Origin of the sequence: Bacillus sp. G1(2015b) (assembly GCF_001482475.1) — a bacterium.
Taxonomy (GTDB): domain Bacteria; phylum Bacillota; class Bacilli; order Bacillales; family Bacillaceae; genus Bacillus; species Bacillus safensis.
Genome location: NZ_LKIC01000026.1, coordinates 169,716 through 189,504, shown reverse-complemented (window position 1 = coordinate 189,504; position 19,789 = coordinate 169,716). Strand labels below are relative to the sequence as shown.

Here is a 19,789-nt window from a genome sequence, read left to right as displayed (position 1 = left end):
CTTCGTCTGAATGTTTATTCTGAATCTGGTGCTGCTTCTGGCTTGCGGTTAGACAAGAGAACAAACGGTAAATAGATGAAAACAGCAACCACAATGCAGATAAGCTGTGTGATGACGGCTCCCATGCTGCCAGCGGTTGACAGCCATGCATTCACAAGCGGCGGTGTCGTCCACGGCACCATCACAACCGCTTTTCCAGCGAATCCTGTAGCCGTCGCAATATAACCAATCGTACCTGTCACAAGCGGTGTGACGATAAATGGGATCGCCATCACAGGGTTTAGCATGACGGGTAATCCAAAAATAACAGGTTCATTGATGTTGAATAGTCCGGGTCCTGATGAGAGCTTGGCAATGCTTCGCATCTCTTCCCTTCTCCCAGCAATGAAAATTGCAATCAAAAGTCCAATGGTCACACCTGAACCACCGATGCTCATATACACATCCCAAAACGGCATCGTGATAATATTCGGGATCTCTTTTCCCTCTTGAAATGCTGTCATATTCACTGCAATCGATCCTAATAAGAGCGGCTCCCGGATCGGCTTAATCATCTGGTTGCCATGGATGCCGATCACCCAGAAAAATTGTGCCACAAACATCAACGTTAAAATTCCTGGCAGCCCCTGTACAACACTTTCTAGCGGACGCTGCACCACGTTATATACTGCTTCATGCAAATAAATGCCTGTCACACGATGAAATGCAAACCCGAATGAACTAATGATCGTAATTGTAATGATAGAAGGAAAAAGTGATGAAAAAGACGTTGCCACATTCGACGGAACCGAATCTGGCATCTTGATTTGCAGCCATTTCACCTCAGTCAGCTTACAAAAGATTTCCACAGATACGATCGCAATGATCATCCCTAAAAATAAGCTTTTTGGATCGGAAAATTGTCTTGCCAACACGTCTACAACCTCACGCATCGATCCATCAACTTCAAGAAGAAGTGTCGTTGGAATAACGGATATAAATGAAATCAACGCCATCAATCCTGGGAACAGCGACTTGTGCCCGTTGATTTTCCCAAGCTCAATCCCAATGAGGAACACAGCCCCAATGGTTAAAAAGTTCAGCGTGGCATAATTGATTGCCTTCATAATAGGCTGAAGCTCTGCTAAAAACCTGAATATCTCAAAATGAGCAAGCCCTGTTTCCGGGCTCATGATCATATTCGCCACCAGTACAGCAAAAGCTCCTGTAATGATGATCGGCATCAGTGTGACAAATGCCTGTTTAATCGCCATAATATATTTCTGATTGGTGATGCGATAAGCCACATGCCCCATGACATCTGCCGCTTTCTCCTTGAAGCTCATGATCCGTCTCCCCCTTTGCACAAACTCGTGATCATCCTCCTTTTTGATATTATTTTAAAAGCGCTTTCATTAACATCTAATCTTTTTCCTCACAGATGCGGAAATGGATGTCGCGTTTTTTCATTTGGCTGCTCCAATACTTGAAGTGCTGCTGTCAGCTCTTCAAATGAAGAGGCTTTGATGAGCTGCTCCACCACTTCCTTCCGTTCTGTCAGCCGCACAAGAAATTGATAAAGCGACTGTAATTCTTTTTGATACGTCTTCTGGATGCTTAACAAGCAAACGACTTGTACTCGATCTTCTCCCCACAGCACTGGCTTTTTTAACGTACAGATTGCACAAAACGTATCGTCTGTTGCCGGCTTAATTGGATGAGGAATCGCAACCAAATGACCGAAAGAGGTGGGTGACACTTGCTCTCTTTCTAGCAATAATTGTTCAAACTCGTCTGAGATTCGATGCTGCTCCTTTAACACGTTCACGAAAAATTGAAGAACCTCTTCCCTTGATTGAAGGTCTTGCTGAAAAAATGTCAGCGCCGGACTCACATACCGTAAAACACCTGTATCCTGTGAATTTTGCACAAATCGTTTCAGCCGGACAATATCATCATCACTTAGAATCGTATGTACATCAATTACTGGTACCGGCAATGTATTCTGTAGCGGAATGGTACTAATAATAAAATCAATGCTTCTCAAATCATATGAAGGAAGTTCCCCGACACTTGCAGTTCCAGCGATCTCCAGTCTTCCGCTAAAAGCCGCCGTGAGCTTATGAAGAAGAAGCTGACTGCTGGCGACACCCGTCGCACACACAATAAGACATGTCTTTCTCACATGCTGTGATTTTGTCCGCTCGATTGCAGCTCCAATATGAAGTGCCAAATATCCGATTTCATCCTCAGGAATCTCAACACCCTCTTTTTCCTTCAGCCACCTGCCCATATAAACACCCGCCTCAAACGCAATGGGATAGTGCCTTTTAATGTCTGGTAAATAGGGATTTCGAATATTCATATCGTATCTAAAACGATGAATGGCGGAACGCAAATGAAGACTTAAACCAACGATCAGCTCCTTATCAAACTGAATATCAAGTGACATATGCTCCTCCACATAAGCAAGCAATTGGTGAGTGAAACAAAAATGATCTTCGTCCAGCAGATGAAATAGCGTATGGCCAGCCTCTCCATATGCCATCATCTTTGCCCCCATTAAGTGAATTGCGATGTACGCCATTTCAGATAACGGAAAATCAATCGCTAATACGCGGCGAATATCTTCTGTCATTTGTTGAGCTATTTGGAAAACTGGCTGCACTTGAATTTCTCTCAATTCCGCTTCTGGCATCTGAACCAGCTTTTTTTCTTCTATTCGTTTGCATGCGATGGCAATATGGGTCACTAAATTACTTAAACCGATTTCTGATAAATGAAGCCCGGTGGCTTTTGTACGTGAACGCACGATGTCCTGAATCAGTTGATACGTTTCTTCAGGTAACAGTGTAGAGTGCGCTTGATCCTGCTGAAATACATGCTCTGCCATACAATATCTTAATTTCATTTCATCGCCTGTCAGACGCAGTCCATATTTAGGGCGGTGCGATATAGAAAGTCCATGCAATGAAAACAAATGCCTGACAGCTTTTAAATCATTTTTCACTGTGGATTCACTCACAAATAATTCCTCTGCCAATCCCTCTAATTTGATATATTCTTCTGACAGAAGCAGCCTTTTCAATAGATAAGCCACGCGGTCCTCAGGCTGATTGGGAATGGACTGTTCCTTTTTCTCATTTCTTTCTCTCAGTGATTTTTTCAAAAATGTACGAAATGCCCCATAATCTTCAACGCTCAATGTATAGCCTGCCCCGCGTTTAATATGTAGTGCGGCACCATGTTCTTCTAAGATCACTTTAAGCGCTTTCATATCTGTGCGGATGGTTCGTGATGTGACTCCGATCACACGGGCAATTTCTTCACTTGTCAGTTCCTGCTCCGCTTGCATCAATCTTTTCAGAAGCTCCTCCTGACGTAGAGATAGCATGGGCTCTCCTCCCTTGGCATTTACTTTTGCCTATCATCATAAACGAAAATAGAACTCTTTGCCCAGTTTTTCTTTCAAACCGGGAACCTGGATATGGCTCATTCGTATGAATATGAAACTAGAGGAGGGATGCATTATGGGTACTTTTATGTTTGTTGTCATTATCATATTAGCTTTTTTAGGAGCCATCATTGCCAGCTTGTTCACACCAAAGGATAAACGTGCATCTGCTAAGCGTTCTGCACATCATAATTCAACGACAAGTACATATACTGATTCGTATACCCATCACGCTTCTGACGCCTCCTGCGGGAGTGATTCAGGTGATAGCGGCGGTGGTGGATGTGACTAAACAAAAAAACAGCCGCCCTTTTATGAGACGGCTGTTTCGTTTATGGTTTTAAAGAGCTTTCCAGCCCCGTTCAATCAAATGTTTAACGTCCTTTGCAAAATCCTCGCCCTTTTCCATCACGTCCTGAGCTCTTCCTGCAAAATTACTGGCAACGGCCAGCTCCATTTTTTTCAATTCAAAGTGTAAGATTTTTTGGTCAATCTCTGTTATATATTTTTCATATTCATCGTTGACGATGTTGTGCATCACCCTGTAAGCGTCTTTCCGGTGGCGATGAAAGTCGGTTCCTCTCTCGCCTTTCCATGACGAATCTAGAGCAGGCTTCTTGATTTCTTTGATATCTGACTGGGCAAGATCTTGTTCTGTTCGAATATTGCTTTTGGCTGTCTTTAACCGAGAGATCATTTCGTCAAATTCTGCACGTTTGTTCTCAATTCCCATATGCAGATGGTGCAGCATCTCGGATAAACTCATGTCATCCACCTCTATCTGACCTCATACGAAAGCACGGCGTGAGCACCTTTGGAAACCATCGACTCACTTGATTTTTCCAATCCTGACATTTCTATCGTTCTGCTTTCATTAAGTATAGTATAAGGTGAAAAGCCTCAGGCTTAAATAGGGAAAAGGTGTCCTTTTAGTGACGTGTTTGGAAGAAAAACGGAATAATACAAGGTCTTACACCCCGAATTTTATATGAGTCTTTATAACTACAATTACTTCATGTAAATGATATCCATAAATAAAAGCGATTGTGCTGATTATTTTGCAGCAATCGCTTCGTCTTGTTCTTTTAATGTTTTCACGTTAGAACGTGTATCCTGAACGTTTTTGATTAGGGCTTCTTTAAAGCTTGAAACCATTTCGCTTACCTCTGCTTCACGTGCCGTCCACTTGGTTACAAATTCAAGGCTGTTTTCACCCGCTTTATCTGCTGCCTTTTTCATCGCTAAAGCTTCGACTGCTTGGGAGACTTCATCTAGTTTATCCATGACTGTTTGGTAGTTTAACTTAATTTGTCCCATTGTGATATCCTCCAGATTTGTTCAGCATGAATCTTGTTTACAAGCTGCTCCATGCTTTTGAGATCAAGCGTTTTGCGTCCTCTACTGCGTCTTCTCCTTTTTCAGCAAGGCGTGCGGCGTCTCCAGCTAAGGAACTGGCAAAGGATAACGCAGCTTGTTCTGCTTCTAATGTACTGATTTTGAATTCGATACGGCTCACATAGCGTGGGTATTTATCGTTCACGATCGTTTGCAGCGCATCATGTGCTTCATTTCGGTCTGTTTTGAAATCCTGGCTTCGCTCACCTTTCCAAGAGGTCCCAAGCTTTGGCTGCTTGATTTGCTTTAAATCTGTTTCTGCCGCATCTTGTTCACGTTCAACCTTGCTTTTCGCCTTTTTGAGCCGAGCGATTTTCTCTTCAATTTCTGCTTTTTTATTTGAAATGCCACCGTTAAGGGCAGACAGCATATCCGATAAGCTCATATGGGTTCCTCCTCCTGTCAAAATAAAAACGCTGCTTAGAGTCCCTCTAAACGAGCGTAAGGTGAATAGCACTTTTTCCAATATTGTTATTATAAGGTTCAAAGACTCATGTTTGAATAGGGATTTGTGCCCTTTTTATGGGATAAATATGCTTTCACTCTGCTTCACACTCCCCCTTTCGACCTCTTTTATAGGAGGTCTAAATTCCTGTTCGTTTGCTATATGTCACATATAGTCTCTCGGTCCTAGGACAAACAAAGCCGCCCCGTGCAGGAGCGGCTTTTGGAAACGGCTTATGAGGCCGATTCTTCTCTTTCTTGTTGATCTTTCACGTACCAAATGAATTTGCCCGTATATCCGTAAATGATCGCAAGACCAATGGCGACAAAGCTCAACCACATAAATGGTAAATAAGAGAATGTCGATACGCCAAGAATTCCTGCCATGTAAATACCGTTATCTGACCATGGAACCATACCAGAAGTAAGCGTACCACCGACCTCAGAGTTTCTGGATAAAACTCGTCTGTCTAACTTTAATTTATCGTAGCTCTTTTCCATAATTTTTGGTGTAAGGATTAACGATACATACATCGCACAGCCAAAGATATTGGCGAAGAACGCAACAACGAGTGTAGACAGCGTTACATTCCCTGCATTATGTAATTTTTTCTCAAATGTCGCAACGATGACTTTTAATACGCCTAAATATTCTAATACTCCACCGAAACCAAGTCCGAGAATAATGACCACTAAAGATCCAAGCATATTCACAATACCGCCACGGTTTAACAGCGTATTTAAGAATTCTACATCTGAATTAATAGAGAAACCATTATAAGCTGTACCAAGTGCATCGGCTGGATTCATCCCTTGGAATGCCATTGCCCAAACTGCGCCAAGAAGCGCACCAATCGCAATAACAGGCATTGAAGGTTTTTTCAAGACAAGTAATAGCACAACAATAAGCGCCGGAATGATCATCCAAATATTAATCGTGAATGTATCTTGCAATGCTTGTTTCAAAAACTCTACTTTTCCTTGATCAATATTTTTTCCGCCATACATAAACCCGGTAATGGTAAACATAATGGCAGTTATGACAAAGGCAGGTATGGATAAGACCATCATCGCTCGAACATGTGCGAGCACGTCCACTTTTGAAAGTGAGGAAGCAAGGACAGTACTATCAGATAATGGAGATAATTTATCACCAAAATAGGCTCCAGATAAAACAGCACCAGCCACGATAGGTAATGGAATTCCCAAACCTTCACCAATCGCAATCATGGCAATACCTGCGGTTCCAACTGTACCCCATGATGTTCCTGTAGCAACAGACATAATGGAACAGATAATCAGTGTAGCTAGTAAGAATATATTAGGATGAATAAATTCCAGTCCATAGTAAATTAACGTTGGTACAACTCCACCAGCAATCCATGTTCCTACAAGTGCACCTACTGCAATTAAAATTAAAACAGCTTCTAAACCATTCGATATCCCTTTTGTAATGGCGTTTTGAAGATCCTTATAAGAATGCCCCAATCGAATACCCAACGCAATAACCATAAACCATGAGATAAACAATGCGAGTTGAATATCTAATTTGAAGTAAAGAGTAAATGATAAAACAATTGCTAAAAACAAGCCAAGTACAGCTACGACTTCTAAAATAGATGGTAGACGTGGTGTTTTCATTGTGTTTCCTCCCTTTGTGCGTGCGTTAAGCGTTTTCAAAATATTGTGAAAAAAGTGTGTCAATTCGAAAGAAAGTGAATTGCCTGTTTTTTCTCTTTTTCACAGGCAATTCCACATATTAATAAAATAAAATTTTTGATAATATTATCGCTCTAGGAGCTCTGCACCCGCAATGCCAGGCTTTGTCATCTCAAATGGATTTAAGATAATATCAAGTTCTTCTTCCGTTAAAACATCGTTCTGCAAGCAAAGATCTCTGATCGATTGACCTGTTAAAATGGCTTCTCTTGCAATTCTAGCAGCTGCTTCATAGCCTAAGTGAGGGTTCACGGCAGTGATTACGCCTGCACTTTTTTCTACATATTCTTTCAAACGTATTTCATTTGCTTCAATGTCCACTAAGCAATGATCTGTGAATGAGCGGAATCCGTTATTCATTATACTAATAGACTGAAGCAAGTTAAAGACCAGAACAGGCTCCATCACATTTAACTCAAGCTGGCCTGCTTCAGAAGCAAGACAGATCGTGTGGTCATTCCCAATGACCTGGAATGCGATTTGGTTAATGAGCTCTGCCATGACTGGATTGACTTTCCCAGGCATAATGGATGATCCAGGCTGACGAGCTGGCAATGCAATTTCAGCAAGACCTGCACGCGGACCAGAAGCCATTAAGCGAAGGTCATTGGCAATCTTAGACATGTTCATCATACATACTTTTAAAGCGGCGGATACTTCTGTGTAAGCATCTGTATTTTGCGTTGCATCCACGAGATGCTCTGCGCCTACAAGAGGAAGACCAGAAATATCAGCGAGCTTTTTCACCACGATCTCAATATAACGAGGATCTGCGTTTAAGCCCGTCCCAACAGCTGTCGCACCCATATTGACTTCATATAAATGCTGCTTCGATTGGTTGATCCGCTTAATATCACGGCTCAGCACACGGCTGTAAGCTTCAAACTCCTGTCCCAAACGGATTGGAACAGCATCCTGCAAGTGCGTACGACCCATTTTGATCACATGATCGAATTCTTTTGCTTTCTTTTTGAAGACGTCCTGCATGGCTTGCATCGTTTCAAGCAGAATGTCTAACTGCTTGAGCACAGCAATATGAATCGCCGTTGGGAATGAGTCATTCGTTGATTGCGACATATTCACATGTGTGTTTGGGCTTAAATGGATGTATTCACCCTTTTGATGTCCCATGATTTCTAGCGCTCTGTTTCCAATCACTTCATTGGCATTCATATTCATGGACGTTCCTGCGCCGCCTTGAATTGGATCGACAATAAAGTACTCGTGAAGCTTGCCTTCAATGACTTCGTCAGACGCTTGAACGATGGCATTTCCAATTCCTTCATATAAACGTCCGACTTCCATATTGGCTTGAGCTGCTGCTTTTTTCACGATGGCAAAGGCTCTGATTAGTTCCTCGTGCATCCGATATCCTGTAATCGGGAAATTCTCTTTCGCACGAAGGGTTTGAACCCCATAATACACGTCTGCTGGAATTTCTTTTTCACCAAGAAAATCCTTCTCATAGCGATAAGTTGCTTGAACCATCTCTTATGACCTGCTTTCTATAGAATAGTTAAATCACTAAATCTTCTGCGATTGGCGTTTCCATAATCTTTTTGACTTCTCTTGGATCTGTTGTTTTGCCTAGTGCCCACATCAGTTTCGGCACGATAGCTTCTGTATTCATATTTCTTGAACGTGCCACCAATTCTTGATTGATCTTGCGTCCTACCTCATACACACTCATGTCTTCGCCTTCTTCAAGACACTGAGTGGTGATGACAACAGAAATGCCTTCTTCCAGCAATTCGTTGATCTTTTCTAAAAGGTTTCTTCCTTCGAAAGGAATTCCGCCGCTGCCGTAGCTTTCAATGACAACGCCTTTGTACATGCTTTTGACTGCATCTAAAAACTCAGGCTTAAGGCCTGGGTGCAATTTTAACAGACACACATCTGTGTTCAAGGATGCATCTAATTTAAGCGGTTTCATTGGTGTTCTTTTTACTTTGCTATTGTATTCAATTTGATGGTTTTCAATTGATGCAATATATGGGTAGTTAATGCTTTCAAATGCATCATAGCTTTTCGTTCTTAGTTTGATCGCACGTGTTCCTTGGATGACTCTGCCATCAAACACGACATATACGCCGCCAACACCGTCACATGCAAAACGAATCGCATCTGTGATGTTTTTCTTCGCATCTGTTTTCTTAAAAGTAATCGGAATTTGTGAACCTGTAATCACGATCGGCTTATCAGGATTTTGCAGCATATAAGACAGCGCTGCTGATGTATAGGCCATTGTATCGGTTCCGTGAGTCACAACAAACCCATCATACTGATCATAATTCTCATAAATGGCTGTTGCGATATCAACCCAGTATTCAGGCTGCATATTTGTACTATCTATACTCATTAGGGACTTTGTGTCCATTGTATATTCTGCATTAATTTCGTTTAAATAGCTCAAAAGATCCTCAGCTTTAACACCTGGAGCTAATCCATTTTCACTCTCTACAGATGCTATCGTCCCACCAGTCGTTAAAAGCAATAATTTCTTCAACAGGTCCACCTCTTTCGTAAAATTACTTCGTTTGTCACACATATTATAAGCTAGCTTGTGCTATTCTATAATATACGCTTTACGCGTACCTTCATTGCCATTATAGTCACATAACGCGAATTAATCAAGAAATTGTTACGCATAACGCGTACATTCTATGCCAAAATATGATATACTGTTGTTGTAAATAAAGGAGCGTTCATGTATGATACTCGATCGTTTAACCACTCTTAGAAAAAAGAAAAAATGGTCTCTCCAGCATACGGCAGATCGCCTAGGTATCGCCAAAAGCACCTATGCCGGTTACGAATCTGGGTACCGACGACCTTCGCTTGAAGCAGTGAAGCTGCTGGCTGATTTGTATGATACGTCCATTGATTTTTTACTTGGTAGAACGGACGAGCCAGAGATACAACGCAAAATCTCTGATATCAAAATTGAACTGACGGAAGCAAAAGAAGGAACCATTCATGTAGACGGTGTTCCCCTAAATGATGAAGAAATCAAACAGCTTGTTGCCTTTATTCGGGCGAAAAACACTCTAAAAGTATAAACACAGAAAAGAGAGGCACCTATCAAACAGGTGCCTCTCTTTCCTTTTCCAATCTCAATATGGAGAAGACAGCTGGCTTAATTCCTCTAGCCGCCGCTTCGCTTCTTCTTTATTAAAAGAACTATAATAGCGATAATTCTCCTCATCTAAGATGCGGTAGTGCTGACTAAGTACATTTTGCTGAAGGCGAAACGTGCCTTTTTTGACAGCCGTCCTCCACCAAACCTTTCCGCCAATCGTACGCTCAACTGATAGATGTAATTCATCATGTGCCACAACTTCCAAAATCTCAAGCGGGTCATCCCCTAGTGTCCCTTTCAGAATGTCACTATCTCTGAATAATGCACATACGGCCGCGGATTGCGTCCAATTGAGACGCAGCCTGTTTTTTTCAACCTGCTGTAAATGCCGTTTCGATAGACCAAGTACCTCCGCCATGCGATCCTGCGTATAATCCTTTTCTTTTCGAATCCGTGCCATTTGTTCTGTGACGAGGTCGATTACCATCTCTTTATCCATATCTCATCACCTCTTTCGAGTGTTCAGTCTTTACTGACATCATACACGATTTTTTCGAAAAAGTGGCGCCTCATCCTATAGAATTCTGACAAAAACAGCTTAGTCGGTCTTCTCTTCTCCCTGGCCATGCTGCTGTCTCCAATTTTCTTGGGCTGCCTGATGTAAATATGGATAGATCTCCTGTTTGACGGTCTGTTCAAATACTTCTTCATCTAAAATGCTGTACGCCGGAATTCTGATCAATTTTCCATCTACTTTCCGAATGAGCACATCCATAAAAAGAAATCCTCTTATGCTGTACCGATGCCTGCGCATGTCGATTGATTGAATATCTTGAAAAGGAATCGTTCGCTCCCTGTGCAGCACAGCGCCATTCTCTCCACGCTGAATCCGAAAAATCACATTTCCCCTCTTCGTAAAAGCAGGCAAAATCATCAAAAAGGAGATCCAGCCATAGACAATACCTAATAGTCCGCCTAAAAATAAAAACAATGTATAGTTCGATTCAAATGTAAGAGCTTCTGAAAATAACCAAATACCGATGATACCGAAGCCGCCCGTTGCTAAGAATGCCCATACTCTTAAAAAAGGTCTGCTCCTTACTTCTATTACTTCACTTGGATTCAAGCGTCATTCTCCTTTTCTCCATTAGAATATAGAACGGAACCCGTCTCGATGAGCCGTCTCAATGCGAAATTGATTTTCTTTTACTCCTGATACAAGCCACGATTGGTTCTCACCTGGAATGACAAATATCATCGACTCCACATCAGGCGTATTATTTTTGTCATAGACGACCTTCATGAGGGAATCCATCTTTCCTTTTCTCGTCTGTACATCAGAAACAAATGCCTTCACGAGCTCTTGATTCTCTGCTTGATTCAGAAAGGATGGCCACTCATTTTTTGCTTCGCTTGCTTGCTCTAACAGCATTTCAAATTCCTCCGCCTGGAGACTGATGACAGGTTCAGGGTGATCATTCATCTGTATGTTGAAAAAGGCTGTCACTTGCTCTTCTGCCTGCTGATCGCCGCTCAGTTTACGAATCTGATGCACTTGTTGATCATAAAGCGTATGATGCGCATATACACCCGCCTGAGTTGTGTGAAAGGAGGTGCTGATTTCTTCATCTAAATCTCCAAATCTAGACGCCTTGACGGTGTAAGAGGCATCATTCATCGCCTGGATGAAATGACGGTATTCCGCTTTATAACGGTATTGTCTGTTTCGAAATTCCAGTACACCTTTTGCGAGCAAAGAACGGCACGCAATTTCAAATAAAAACCCAAGGCGCTCATCCTCAACATCAGGATAATACGCTTCCTTTAAGGACATGCCTTGTTCAAAATAGCCTTCACTGTAAAAACTAAAGATGAGTTCCTCAATACTTAGACTTAGCTGATCCAACTTGATCTCTCCTTATCCAAAAGAAAATGCACCCTTAAAGAAATCGCCTGCACCCTTTATGAGCGAATCTGCGGTTTCTTTTGTTTTCTCTATCCCTTTATGTATCACCTGATTTGCCTGATCAATGGTATCATTGACAGCTTTCACACCTTGACCCGCCAGTTCGAATGCTTTTTTCCCTTTATCCACGACCGCATGAATCGGGTCCTTTAATTTCACTGCCATCTGTTCAGCAAAACCGGATGTCAGCTTGGCGACTTTTTCTCCAATAAATCCACCTACCGCTGAACCAATGGCTCCGCCAACAACGGTACCAATCGGGCCTGCAAAGCTTCCTAGAGCGCCGCCGACAACGGCACCTGCGACAGAACCGCCAGCGATAAAGACCGTATTGTTCACTGCATTTCCAACAGCCTTTGCATTTTCACGCTTAAGAACTTCTGGCTGATCACCGAATTCTGCATAGTTCTCGGCAATTTTCAATCCACAGCCCACTGTTTCTGTTGCACCAGTGACAACTGTTGCAATGATGGCATTCCCTTTCGCAAACCTTGCACCATTTTTCAGAACAGACTTGATCGCAGCTGTGTCCTTCCAATTAATACTTCCTTTTGTAAAATCACGGACACTGTTTGTGAACGCAACTGTATCGTCAGGATAAAATTTTGTGAATTTCTTATGGACCAAGTCAGCCATCGGCCAGTTCGATCGTTTTAATAATTCTTTTTTACTCAGCCAAATCCTTGCTAACCTGTCAAATCTCGTTCCTTCTACCCGGCTGGTCAGATCAAGCAGCAGCTTCGAATGCTGCGCTGCATATCGGCCATTTTCTTTAATGAAGGTCGTCATTCCAAGCCCGTAATATTTCGCCTGCATCATCACGATACCTGCTAAGCTCGTGAGTGTACCATATTGATCATAGATGCTGTACAATTTCCGCAATATATCATCTGCTTCGACCATTTTATCTGTTGCATGACGAATGGCAATATCATCGCTGCTCAATTTGCTGATTAACGCTTGTCCTGCTCCCCATGCATCCCCGACACCAGAAAAACAGCTTCTATACCGAGGATCGCAGCCTAAAATCAGCCCGTCCAGTTCACTATGTAAATCGCGGTGCTTCGTTTCAATGGCTGACAGCTCGCCTACAAAATCATTCGCCAACCCTGTCAGCTGATCTGTATCAACCACAATGTCACGTGCCATCACATCATCTCCCTTCTCTGTTTCTTTCTCTCCGTTCTTCTCGTCTCTTTCGCTCAAGCTCTTCCATTCTGGCAATTTCAGCTTTACGCTCCTCAATTTTGACCGCTGCATCACGCAGTTCCTGACTTGTTTCAAGCAAATCCTTTTCAAATTGATCATAGCGTGCCGTTGTTTCTTCAAAGCTTTGATCAAATTTATCTCTTGCTTCTCCCTGCCAGCCTGATCCTACTGCCTTCAGCCGATTTTCCAGCAGCTGCTTTGACTGCCGAATCTCATCAGCCGCTTCCTGAAACTTTTGAGCGAGTGCCAGCGTTTGACTAGAATCCAACTTTCGCACCCCTTTCTCCCAATTTAACGTACAAATGGATGATTTTATATGTCCTCATTATAAATAAAAAGACACCCAAAAAAATCACCCTAAAGAACCATTCAGCACATCACCTAATGAAAGTAGGCCTTTTTCCTCTCTAATTGCCAGAGAAAGCCTTTCTTGTTATGAAGCGCATTCAAGACGTGATAAAATGGACGTATTCTACAAAAGGAGTGACGTATAGATGAAAGAGGAAATGATTCAGCGTTTCACAAGCTATGTGAAGGTAGATACGCAGTCAGATGCAGAAAAGGAAAGCTGCCCATCTACTGAAGGACAATTGAACCTGGCGAGACAGCTTGTTGAAGAAATGAAATCCATCGGGATTCAAGAAGTGACAATGGATGAAAACGGCTATGTCATGGGAACGATTCCGTCTAACACAAACAAAGACGTGCCGACCATTGGCTTTTTGGCTCATATCGACACAGCCACTGACTTCACCGGCAAAAATGTAAAACCGCAGCTTCATGAGAACTATCAAGGCGGCGACATTACCTTAAATGAAGATCTACATATCGTTTTATCTCCACAACAGTTTCCAAATTTACAAAAGTACCAAGGACATACGCTGATCACAACAGATGGCACTACCCTGCTTGGTGCAGATAACAAAGCTGGTATCGCAGAAATTATGACAGCTATGCATTACCTAATTGAACACCCAGACATTAAGCATGGAAAAATCCGCGTCGCTTTTACGCCAGATGAAGAGATTGGCAGAGGGCCGCACAAGTTTGATGTTGATGCCTTTGGCGCTTCCTATGCTTACACAATTGACGGCGGACCGCTTGGCGAGCTGCAATATGAAAGCTTTAACGCAGCAGGTGCGAAAGTATCCATTAAAGGAAACAACGTCCACCCAGGAACAGCTAAGGACAAAATGGTCAGCGCTGCGAAAATCGGGATGCTCTTTCATAACAAACTTCCTTCTGACGAATCTCCGGAGTATACAGAAGGCTACGAAGGCTTTTTCCACCTGACGAAATTTGTAGGAGAAGTAGAAGAGGCGGAGCTGCAATATATTATCCGTGATTTTGATAAAGAGAAATTCAACAATCGCAAGGCATTGTTTGAAAAAATAGCAAATGACTTAAAAGCCACCTACGGAGAAAACAGCATCACCCTCAGCATTCAGGATCAATATTATAATATGAGAGAAAAAATTGAGCCGGTGAAACATATTGTGGACATAGCTCATGAAGCTATGGAAAATCGCTCAGTCACACCGGTCATTGAACCAATCCGCGGCGGCACAGATGGCTCCCAGCTTTCATATAAAGGTCTACCAACGCCAAACATCTTTACTGGCGGAGAAAACTTCCACGGTAAATATGAATTTATTTCCGTTGAAAACATGGTGAAAGCAACCGAAGTTATCGTTGAAATTGCCCGTTTATTTGAAGAAAAAGCATAGACATGTTTACAACCGTTCCTGTTCGGGAACGGTTTTTTAATAAAAGTTTACAATTTTCTGAAACTTTTATGACACTTATTCGTACTAATAGAGACAACCCCAGAAAAATTCTTCTTGACGAGTGAAATAACTGGAAATATAATAGTTAAAAACAACCAGTATTTTAGACCTAAAATAGCAGATCAAATGAACCTTAAGAACTAAACCGATTCTGCTGCTTATTTTCAGTTATAAACATCACTCACCCTGTCTACACTTAAAGAATAGGATGAATTGGAGGAATGTCATATGATGATTTTATTGATTATCGCTTCACTTTGCTGCTACTTACTATTCTCTTTCAAAAAAGATAACCGCACCCAAAAAAGAAAAAGCGCAGAGCTTTCGGAGTTTGAAATCTTTCGTATGCGCCGCCACTACAACGGAAAACGCCGTCACCCACTAAACGAAGCACCTAAACAAGTATAAATCCAAATAAAAGAGCCTCATGAGGGGCTCTTTTTTGTGTTGGCATAGATAGCAAAAAACGACCAGATTCAGTGGTCGTTTTTCTTTTTATTTATATACCTTCGCAGGAACTTGAATCATAGGAATTCCAACATAATAAGGTGAAATTTCATATGGCTGGAAGACAACAGCAATTCCCTTTTTCGTGAAGTAATACTGTGTGTTGTAGTTGATTTCAATGTCACTTTTTTTCAGGTTCGCATAGAATTTGCTTTTATGTTTCTTTGTGTAGTTATAAATATAATCTCTTACTTTCGTACGCTTTTTCTTTGTTTTCACAACGTCAGTCAAGAACAGCTGCTTTGTTTTTTTCTTTGTTAACACATAGTTCATGCTGGAAACCATTGTGTCCCCGTGCATGCTGCCATCATTCATGTAGTCATAGTTTAAGATACTTAGTTTCTTCCCATTGTTAAATTTCGTTTTAAACGATCTCTCGTACGTGATCTTCCCAAAGCCTTCCTTTTTCGCTTCATCCTTTAAGAACAAGTAAGTAGAATAAGAGAAAGCAATATCTTCTTTTAAATCACGATTGATGGTTTTCATATGCGCCTTGCTTAGGTTTTTCACCTGTGCATATTTGAACGTTTTTTTCTTTTTATAATAATGTGTGCTTACTTTTGCTTTTTTTGCTTGTTTGGCATCCGCAGATCCAACTGGCGCAAACAAGGAAACAATCAGTGAGAAAATAAGCAGGCTGATCGTTAGGCCTTTTTTCATTGTCATAGTAAAAACCCCCATTTTTGTCTATTACCAGATGAGTATACCATGACAAAAGAACCAAAAGAAGTATTTTTTCCATATTATTCTTCATTTTTCCACATCTGGTTTGTTTACCGTTTTCATAAGTTCCTGTATGCTTAATGTAGAATGCTAGATGAAGTGTGGTGTTTATCATAGAAGAGAATATTTTTAGTCACATTCGGACGACGTTTCATAGTTTGTCCCCAACCCAGAAAAAGATTGCCAATTACATCTTACAAAACCCTCAGAAAGTTGTGCTTCATTCTATCAGTGCACTCGCTGCTGAATGCAGCACAAGTGAAACGACGATCTTTCGTTTTCTAAGAAAAATTGGCTATGAATCGTATCAAGTGTTTCGTGTCCATGTCGCACAGGATATCGCGACCAATACGCCTCAATCCATATACGGCGAGATCGAGGCATCCGATAGTGTAGCTGACATTAAGCATAAGGTCATAGAGTTAACAACAAACTCTATCCAAGATATGAAACATATTTTAGAGGATCATGCCGTCACACAATTCATTGAACACATGAAACAGGCACATAAAACCGTCTTTTTTGGAGCAGGTGCGTCCAGCTTTATTGCTGGTGATGCTTATCATAAGTTCCTGCAGCTTGGTTTTGAAGTGAGCCTCTGCAGTGATCCGCATATGATGAATATGATTGCAACACACGCCACGGAACACGATTTTATCGTCGCAATCTCCCATTCAGGAGAAAGCAGAGAAATTCTTGACGCTGTACAGTTTGCAAAAGAAAAAGGGGCAAGGGTTGCTTCTATTACCAGCTATCCGAAATCTGAGCTCGCAAAACGGTCTGATTTTCATCTGCTTAGCTCTTCCAGAGAGACAACCTATCGATCGGACTCCATGATCTCCCGTATCAACCAGCTTGTGATCATTGATGTACTATACGTCGCCGCTGTTTTAGAGCTAGGATCAAATGCCATTGAAAACGTGAAACGATCTAGATTAGCCGTAGCTAAAAATAAAACATGAACACAAAAGACCGGAGCTGATTCCGGTCTTTTTTTGTGACTTTTTTCATATTTTCCGTTGACACGTTCCTATCACGTCATGTACATTAAATGAACAATAGTTTATTTACTACTATTAAATTTAAAAGATAGTATATATACTAACATAAAGAAAAGAAAGCGCTTTTTGTAAGGGTTTTCTATATAGGAGGCGGTCAACGTGACAAAGAAGATTGGATTTATTGGACTAGGTATTATGGGAAAACCGATGGCACTCAATCTATTAAAAGCCGGTCATACTTTAACGGTTTTTGACCTAAATGAGGAAGCGATTCGATCGTTACAGAAAGCCGGAGCAAAAGGTGCTGTTTCAGCAGCTGAGGCAGCTTCTGAAAGCGATATCATCATCACAATGCTTCCTAAAGGAGAGCATGTAGAGGCAGTCGTTTCAGGTGATCATGGCATTTTAACGACAGCCGCACCTGGCACTGTCATCGTAGATATGAGCTCAATTTCTCCTGTAACCTCCAGGGCTTTAGCTGCTCTTGCCAAACAGCAGCAGGTGGAATTTATTGATGCACCTGTCAGCGGCGGAGAACCGAAGGCAATAGACGGAACACTAGCCATCATGGCTGGCGGCGAAGAATCGATCTTTGAGCAAGTGAAGGATGTCCTGCTTGCGATGGGCACTGAGGTCGTATTAGTTGGGGCAAATGGGAGCGGCACAACAGCGAAGCTAGCCAATCAAATCATCGTCAATTTAAATATTGCGGCCATGTCCGAGGCGCTCGTTCTAGCCGCTAAATCAGGCATTGCCATTGATAAGATGTATGAAGCCATCCGCGGCGGACTGGCAGGAAGTGCCGTTCTCGATGCAAAAGTTCCTCTCATCTTAGAACGAAATTTTGAACCTGGCGGACGCATCGACATCAACTTGAAGGATTTAACCAATGTCATGGAAACTGCTCATGATATCGGTGTTCCTCTTCCCCTTTCTAGCCAGCTGCTTGAAATCTTCCACGCCCTCAAAGCGGACGGAAAATCCGGGCTTGATCATGGCGGCATCGTTCAATATTACGAAAAAATGGCTCATGTCGAAGTAAAGAAAGGATGAGATGATCATGAAGCAAAGCACTGACATACTGAATGCCATTCCGAAAGCAGATTCAAAGGCCATTCAATCAGCATACGAACAAGCACTGAGCAGCTTTCAGCATAAAGTCATTGTATTAGACGATGATCCAACAGGGATTCAAACCGTACATGGCGTCTCTGTTTTCACCGATTGGTCAGAAGAAAGCATTGAGGCTGGTTTTCTTGAAGACAGCCGCATGTTCTTTATACTGACCAATTCTCGCAGTATGACAGAGAAAGAAACTGCCGCTGCGCACGAAACCATTGCTGCAACCATTGTAAAGGTGGCTGAACGGCTTAATCAGGAATTCATCATTGTCAGCCGAGGAGATTCTACTCTTCGCGGACACTTTCCGCTTGAAACTGAAGTACTCAAAACGACCATTGAACAGCAAAGCTCCCGCCAGTTCGATGGGGAAATCCTTTTTCCTTTTTTCCAAGAAGGCGGACGCTTTACGATCGACAATATTCATTACGTACAGGAAGGACACGAATTAATTCCTGCTGGTGATACAGAATTTGCAAGAGACCGTACATTCGGCTTTCAATCCTCTCATCTAGGAGAATGGATTGAAGAAAAGTCAGAGGGATTGTTCACAAAAGAGAACACGACCTACATTTCGTTAGCTGATCTGCGGGCTTTACGCATCGATCAAATCAAACAACAGCTCATGGGTGTGAAGGATTTCAAAAAGGTGGTTGTAAACGCAGTGGACTATGACGATGTCAAAGTCTTTGTCACCGCTCTCATTGAAGCCATTCAAGCAGGACAGCAGCTGATGTTCAGAAGTGCAGCGGCGCTCACAAAAGTACTTGGCGGTATAGGGGATCACGCCTTATTAACAAGAGATGACTTGATACAAGAAGAAAGCCCTCATGGTGGTCTCATTATGATCGGTTCTCATGTGAAAAAAACAACAGAACAATTAAAAGCGCTTGAGCAACATAAAGAGATGGCTTTTATTGAATTTAATACCCACCTCGTGTTAGAGCCTGATGCCTTTCGCAAAGAAATTGACCGTGTCATTCAGCAAACTGAAGCACTGTTGGCAGCAGGTCAATCTGTGGCTGTTTATACAAGAAGAGAACGGCTTGATCTTGGGGATGATCGCCAAGAGGAAGAATTAAAGCTCTCTGTACAGATTAGTGATGCTGTGACAAGTATTGTCCAGCGCCTCACCATTCGTCCTAAGTATCTCATTGCCAAAGGCGGAATTACTTCCAGCGATATTGGGACAAGAGGTCTTAGCGTGAGACGTGCGACCGTGGCAGGTCAAATCAAACCAGGGATCCCTGTTTGGCAAACAGGAGAAGAAAGTAAATTCCCTTTCATGTCTTATGTGATTTTCCCGGGAAATGTTGGGTCAAAGGATACGTTAAAAGAAGCTGTAGACATACTTGAAGGATAAGACATAGGGGGTGTTTGCGCCCCCTTATGCACCACAAAGGAGGA

Annotated in this window: 21 protein-coding genes; 7 read left to right on the top strand and 14 right to left on the bottom strand. The window is 42.2% G+C overall.

The genetic code is table 11. The annotated features are described in order from the left end of the window. Window positions 1-14 precede the first annotated feature (14 nt). The gene (locus AMR95_RS12480; RefSeq protein ID WP_039182533.1) at window positions 15-1,325 is read right to left on the bottom strand and encodes a PTS sugar transporter subunit IIC; all 1,311 of its coding nucleotides are present in this window, start codon (window positions 1,323-1,325) and stop codon (window positions 15-17) included. An 89-nt stretch (window positions 1,326-1,414) separates the two neighbouring features. Then, window positions 1,415-3,373 carry a BglG family transcription antiterminator gene (locus AMR95_RS12475; protein ID WP_058838440.1) on the bottom strand — a complete coding sequence of 653 codons (1,959 nt, stop codon included), beginning with the start codon at window positions 3,371-3,373 and terminating at the stop codon, window positions 1,415-1,417. Window positions 3,374-3,509: 136 nt separating this feature from the next. Between AMR95_RS12475 and AMR95_RS12470 the strand changes: the two genes are divergently transcribed. Continuing rightward, window positions 3,510-3,725 (top strand): hypothetical protein, encoded by a 216-nt coding sequence (locus tag AMR95_RS12470; protein WP_231746887.1) that lies wholly within the window; start codon window positions 3,510-3,512, stop codon window positions 3,723-3,725. 48 nt (window positions 3,726-3,773) lie between these two features. Here AMR95_RS12470 and AMR95_RS12465 read toward each other — a convergent pair whose 3' ends face one another. The 6 genes from AMR95_RS12465 to AMR95_RS12440 form a co-directional block, all read right to left on the bottom strand. Beyond that, window positions 3,774-4,199, bottom strand: a complete 426-nt coding sequence (locus AMR95_RS12465; RefSeq protein WP_058838439.1) for a YwqH-like family protein — start codon at window positions 4,197-4,199, stop codon at window positions 3,774-3,776. A 287-nt stretch (window positions 4,200-4,486) separates the two neighbouring features. Continuing rightward, window positions 4,487-4,750 (bottom strand): YwqI/YxiC family protein, encoded by a 264-nt coding sequence (locus AMR95_RS12460; RefSeq protein ID WP_024423905.1) that lies wholly within the window; start codon window positions 4,748-4,750, stop codon window positions 4,487-4,489. 37 nt (window positions 4,751-4,787) lie between these two features. After that, entirely contained in the window at window positions 4,788-5,213 is a 426-nt protein-coding gene (locus AMR95_RS12455) for a YwqH-like family protein (RefSeq protein WP_041118256.1), read from the bottom strand. Window positions 5,214-5,506: 293 nt separating this feature from the next. Continuing rightward, on the bottom strand, window positions 5,507-6,913 hold the full coding sequence (gene nhaC, locus AMR95_RS12450) for a Na+/H+ antiporter NhaC (protein WP_058838438.1): 1,407 nt from the start codon (window positions 6,911-6,913) through the stop codon (window positions 5,507-5,509). A 144-nt stretch (window positions 6,914-7,057) separates the two neighbouring features. After that, on the bottom strand, window positions 7,058-8,479 hold the full coding sequence (gene aspA, locus AMR95_RS12445; RefSeq protein WP_039182553.1) for an aspartate ammonia-lyase: 1,422 nt from the start codon (window positions 8,477-8,479) through the stop codon (window positions 7,058-7,060). Between the two features lie 28 nt (window positions 8,480-8,507). Continuing rightward, on the bottom strand, window positions 8,508-9,497 hold the full coding sequence (locus AMR95_RS12440) for an asparaginase (RefSeq protein ID WP_024427527.1): 990 nt from the start codon (window positions 9,495-9,497) through the stop codon (window positions 8,508-8,510). Window positions 9,498-9,702: 205 nt separating this feature from the next. Between AMR95_RS12440 and AMR95_RS12435 the strand changes: the two genes are divergently transcribed. Further along, the gene (locus AMR95_RS12435) at window positions 9,703-10,050 is read left to right on the top strand and encodes a helix-turn-helix domain-containing protein (protein WP_039182556.1); all 348 of its coding nucleotides are present in this window, start codon (window positions 9,703-9,705) and stop codon (window positions 10,048-10,050) included. Between the two features lie 54 nt (window positions 10,051-10,104). Here the strand turns inward: AMR95_RS12435 and AMR95_RS12430 are convergent, their stop codons facing one another. From AMR95_RS12430 to AMR95_RS12410, 5 genes are all read right to left on the bottom strand, one after another. Next, the gene (locus AMR95_RS12430) at window positions 10,105-10,569 is read right to left on the bottom strand and encodes a helix-turn-helix domain-containing protein (protein ID WP_039182560.1); all 465 of its coding nucleotides are present in this window, start codon (window positions 10,567-10,569) and stop codon (window positions 10,105-10,107) included. 99 nt (window positions 10,570-10,668) lie between these two features. Then, on the bottom strand, window positions 10,669-11,196 hold the full coding sequence (locus AMR95_RS12425; protein WP_058838437.1) for a YfjD family protein: 528 nt from the start codon (window positions 11,194-11,196) through the stop codon (window positions 10,669-10,671). A gap of 21 nt (window positions 11,197-11,217) precedes the next feature. Beyond that, a complete protein-coding gene (locus AMR95_RS12420) occupies window positions 11,218-11,976 on the bottom strand; it encodes a hypothetical protein (RefSeq protein ID WP_058838436.1) in 759 nt (252 codons plus the stop codon). A gap of 12 nt (window positions 11,977-11,988) precedes the next feature. Next, entirely contained in the window at window positions 11,989-13,185 is a 1,197-nt protein-coding gene (locus AMR95_RS12415; protein WP_058838598.1) for a DUF6861 domain-containing protein, read from the bottom strand. Between the two features lie 4 nt (window positions 13,186-13,189). Then, window positions 13,190-13,513, bottom strand: coding sequence for a WXG100 family type VII secretion target (locus AMR95_RS12410; RefSeq protein WP_024427532.1), 324 nt, complete (start codon window positions 13,511-13,513; stop codon window positions 13,190-13,192). A 226-nt stretch (window positions 13,514-13,739) separates the two neighbouring features. Between AMR95_RS12410 and pepT the strand changes: the two genes are divergently transcribed. Next, complete coding sequence (gene pepT, locus AMR95_RS12405) at window positions 13,740-14,972, top strand: peptidase T (protein ID WP_039182570.1); 1,233 nt, start codon at window positions 13,740-13,742, stop codon at window positions 14,970-14,972. 288 nt (window positions 14,973-15,260) lie between these two features. Further along, entirely contained in the window at window positions 15,261-15,440 is a 180-nt protein-coding gene (locus AMR95_RS12400) for a hypothetical protein (RefSeq protein ID WP_039182574.1), read from the top strand. 87 nt (window positions 15,441-15,527) lie between these two features. On the opposite strand, the gene AMR95_RS12395 is transcribed toward AMR95_RS12400, so the two are convergent. Further along, a complete protein-coding gene (locus AMR95_RS12395) occupies window positions 15,528-16,205 on the bottom strand; it encodes a DUF3298 and DUF4163 domain-containing protein (RefSeq protein WP_039182576.1) in 678 nt (225 codons plus the stop codon). Window positions 16,206-16,366: 161 nt separating this feature from the next. On the opposite strand from AMR95_RS12395, the gene AMR95_RS12390 reads away from it, so the two are divergent. From AMR95_RS12390 to AMR95_RS12380, 3 genes are all read left to right on the top strand, one after another. Continuing rightward, window positions 16,367-17,224, top strand: coding sequence for a MurR/RpiR family transcriptional regulator (locus tag AMR95_RS12390; protein ID WP_175297110.1), 858 nt, complete (start codon window positions 16,367-16,369; stop codon window positions 17,222-17,224). A 198-nt stretch (window positions 17,225-17,422) separates the two neighbouring features. After that, the gene (garR, locus tag AMR95_RS12385; protein WP_058838435.1) at window positions 17,423-18,316 is read left to right on the top strand and encodes a 2-hydroxy-3-oxopropionate reductase; all 894 of its coding nucleotides are present in this window, start codon (window positions 17,423-17,425) and stop codon (window positions 18,314-18,316) included. A 7-nt stretch (window positions 18,317-18,323) separates the two neighbouring features. Continuing rightward, window positions 18,324-19,745 carry a four-carbon acid sugar kinase family protein gene (locus AMR95_RS12380; protein ID WP_058838597.1) on the top strand — a complete coding sequence of 474 codons (1,422 nt, stop codon included), beginning with the start codon at window positions 18,324-18,326 and terminating at the stop codon, window positions 19,743-19,745. The last annotated feature ends 44 nt before the right edge of the window (window positions 19,746-19,789 follow it).

Bases quoted from the DNA above. Each gene is read 5' to 3' on its own strand.
- AMR95_RS12480 (WP_039182533.1), bottom strand. From the start codon at position 1,325: ATGAGCTTCAAGGAGAAAGCGGCAGATGTCATGGGGCATGTGGCTTAT.
- AMR95_RS12475 (WP_058838440.1), bottom strand. From the start codon at position 3,373: ATGCTATCTCTACGTCAGGAGGAGCTTCTGAAAAGATTGATGCAAGCG.
- AMR95_RS12470 (WP_231746887.1), top strand. From the start codon at position 3,510: ATGGGTACTTTTATGTTTGTTGTCATTATCATATTAGCTTTTTTAGGA.
- AMR95_RS12465 (WP_058838439.1), bottom strand. From the start codon at position 4,199: ATGAGTTTATCCGAGATGCTGCACCATCTGCATATGGGAATTGAGAAC.
- AMR95_RS12460 (WP_024423905.1), bottom strand. From the start codon at position 4,750: ATGGGACAAATTAAGTTAAACTACCAAACAGTCATGGATAAACTAGAT.
- AMR95_RS12455 (WP_041118256.1), bottom strand. From the start codon at position 5,213: ATGAGCTTATCGGATATGCTGTCTGCCCTTAACGGTGGCATTTCAAAT.
- nhaC (WP_058838438.1), bottom strand. From the start codon at position 6,913: ATGAAAACACCACGTCTACCATCTATTTTAGAAGTCGTAGCTGTACTT.
- aspA (WP_039182553.1), bottom strand. From the start codon at position 8,479: ATGGTTCAAGCAACTTATCGCTATGAGAAGGATTTTCTTGGTGAAAAA.
- AMR95_RS12435 (WP_039182556.1), top strand. From the start codon at position 9,703: ATGATACTCGATCGTTTAACCACTCTTAGAAAAAAGAAAAAATGGTCT.
- AMR95_RS12430 (WP_039182560.1), bottom strand. From the start codon at position 10,569: ATGGATAAAGAGATGGTAATCGACCTCGTCACAGAACAAATGGCACGG.
- AMR95_RS12415 (WP_058838598.1), bottom strand. From the start codon at position 13,185: ATGGCACGTGACATTGTGGTTGATACAGATCAGCTGACAGGGTTGGCG.
- pepT (WP_039182570.1), top strand. From the start codon at position 13,740: ATGAAAGAGGAAATGATTCAGCGTTTCACAAGCTATGTGAAGGTAGAT.
- AMR95_RS12400 (WP_039182574.1), top strand. From the start codon at position 15,261: ATGATGATTTTATTGATTATCGCTTCACTTTGCTGCTACTTACTATTC.
- AMR95_RS12395 (WP_039182576.1), bottom strand. From the start codon at position 16,205: ATGACAATGAAAAAAGGCCTAACGATCAGCCTGCTTATTTTCTCACTG.
- AMR95_RS12380 (WP_058838597.1), top strand. From the start codon at position 18,324: ATGAAGCAAAGCACTGACATACTGAATGCCATTCCGAAAGCAGATTCA.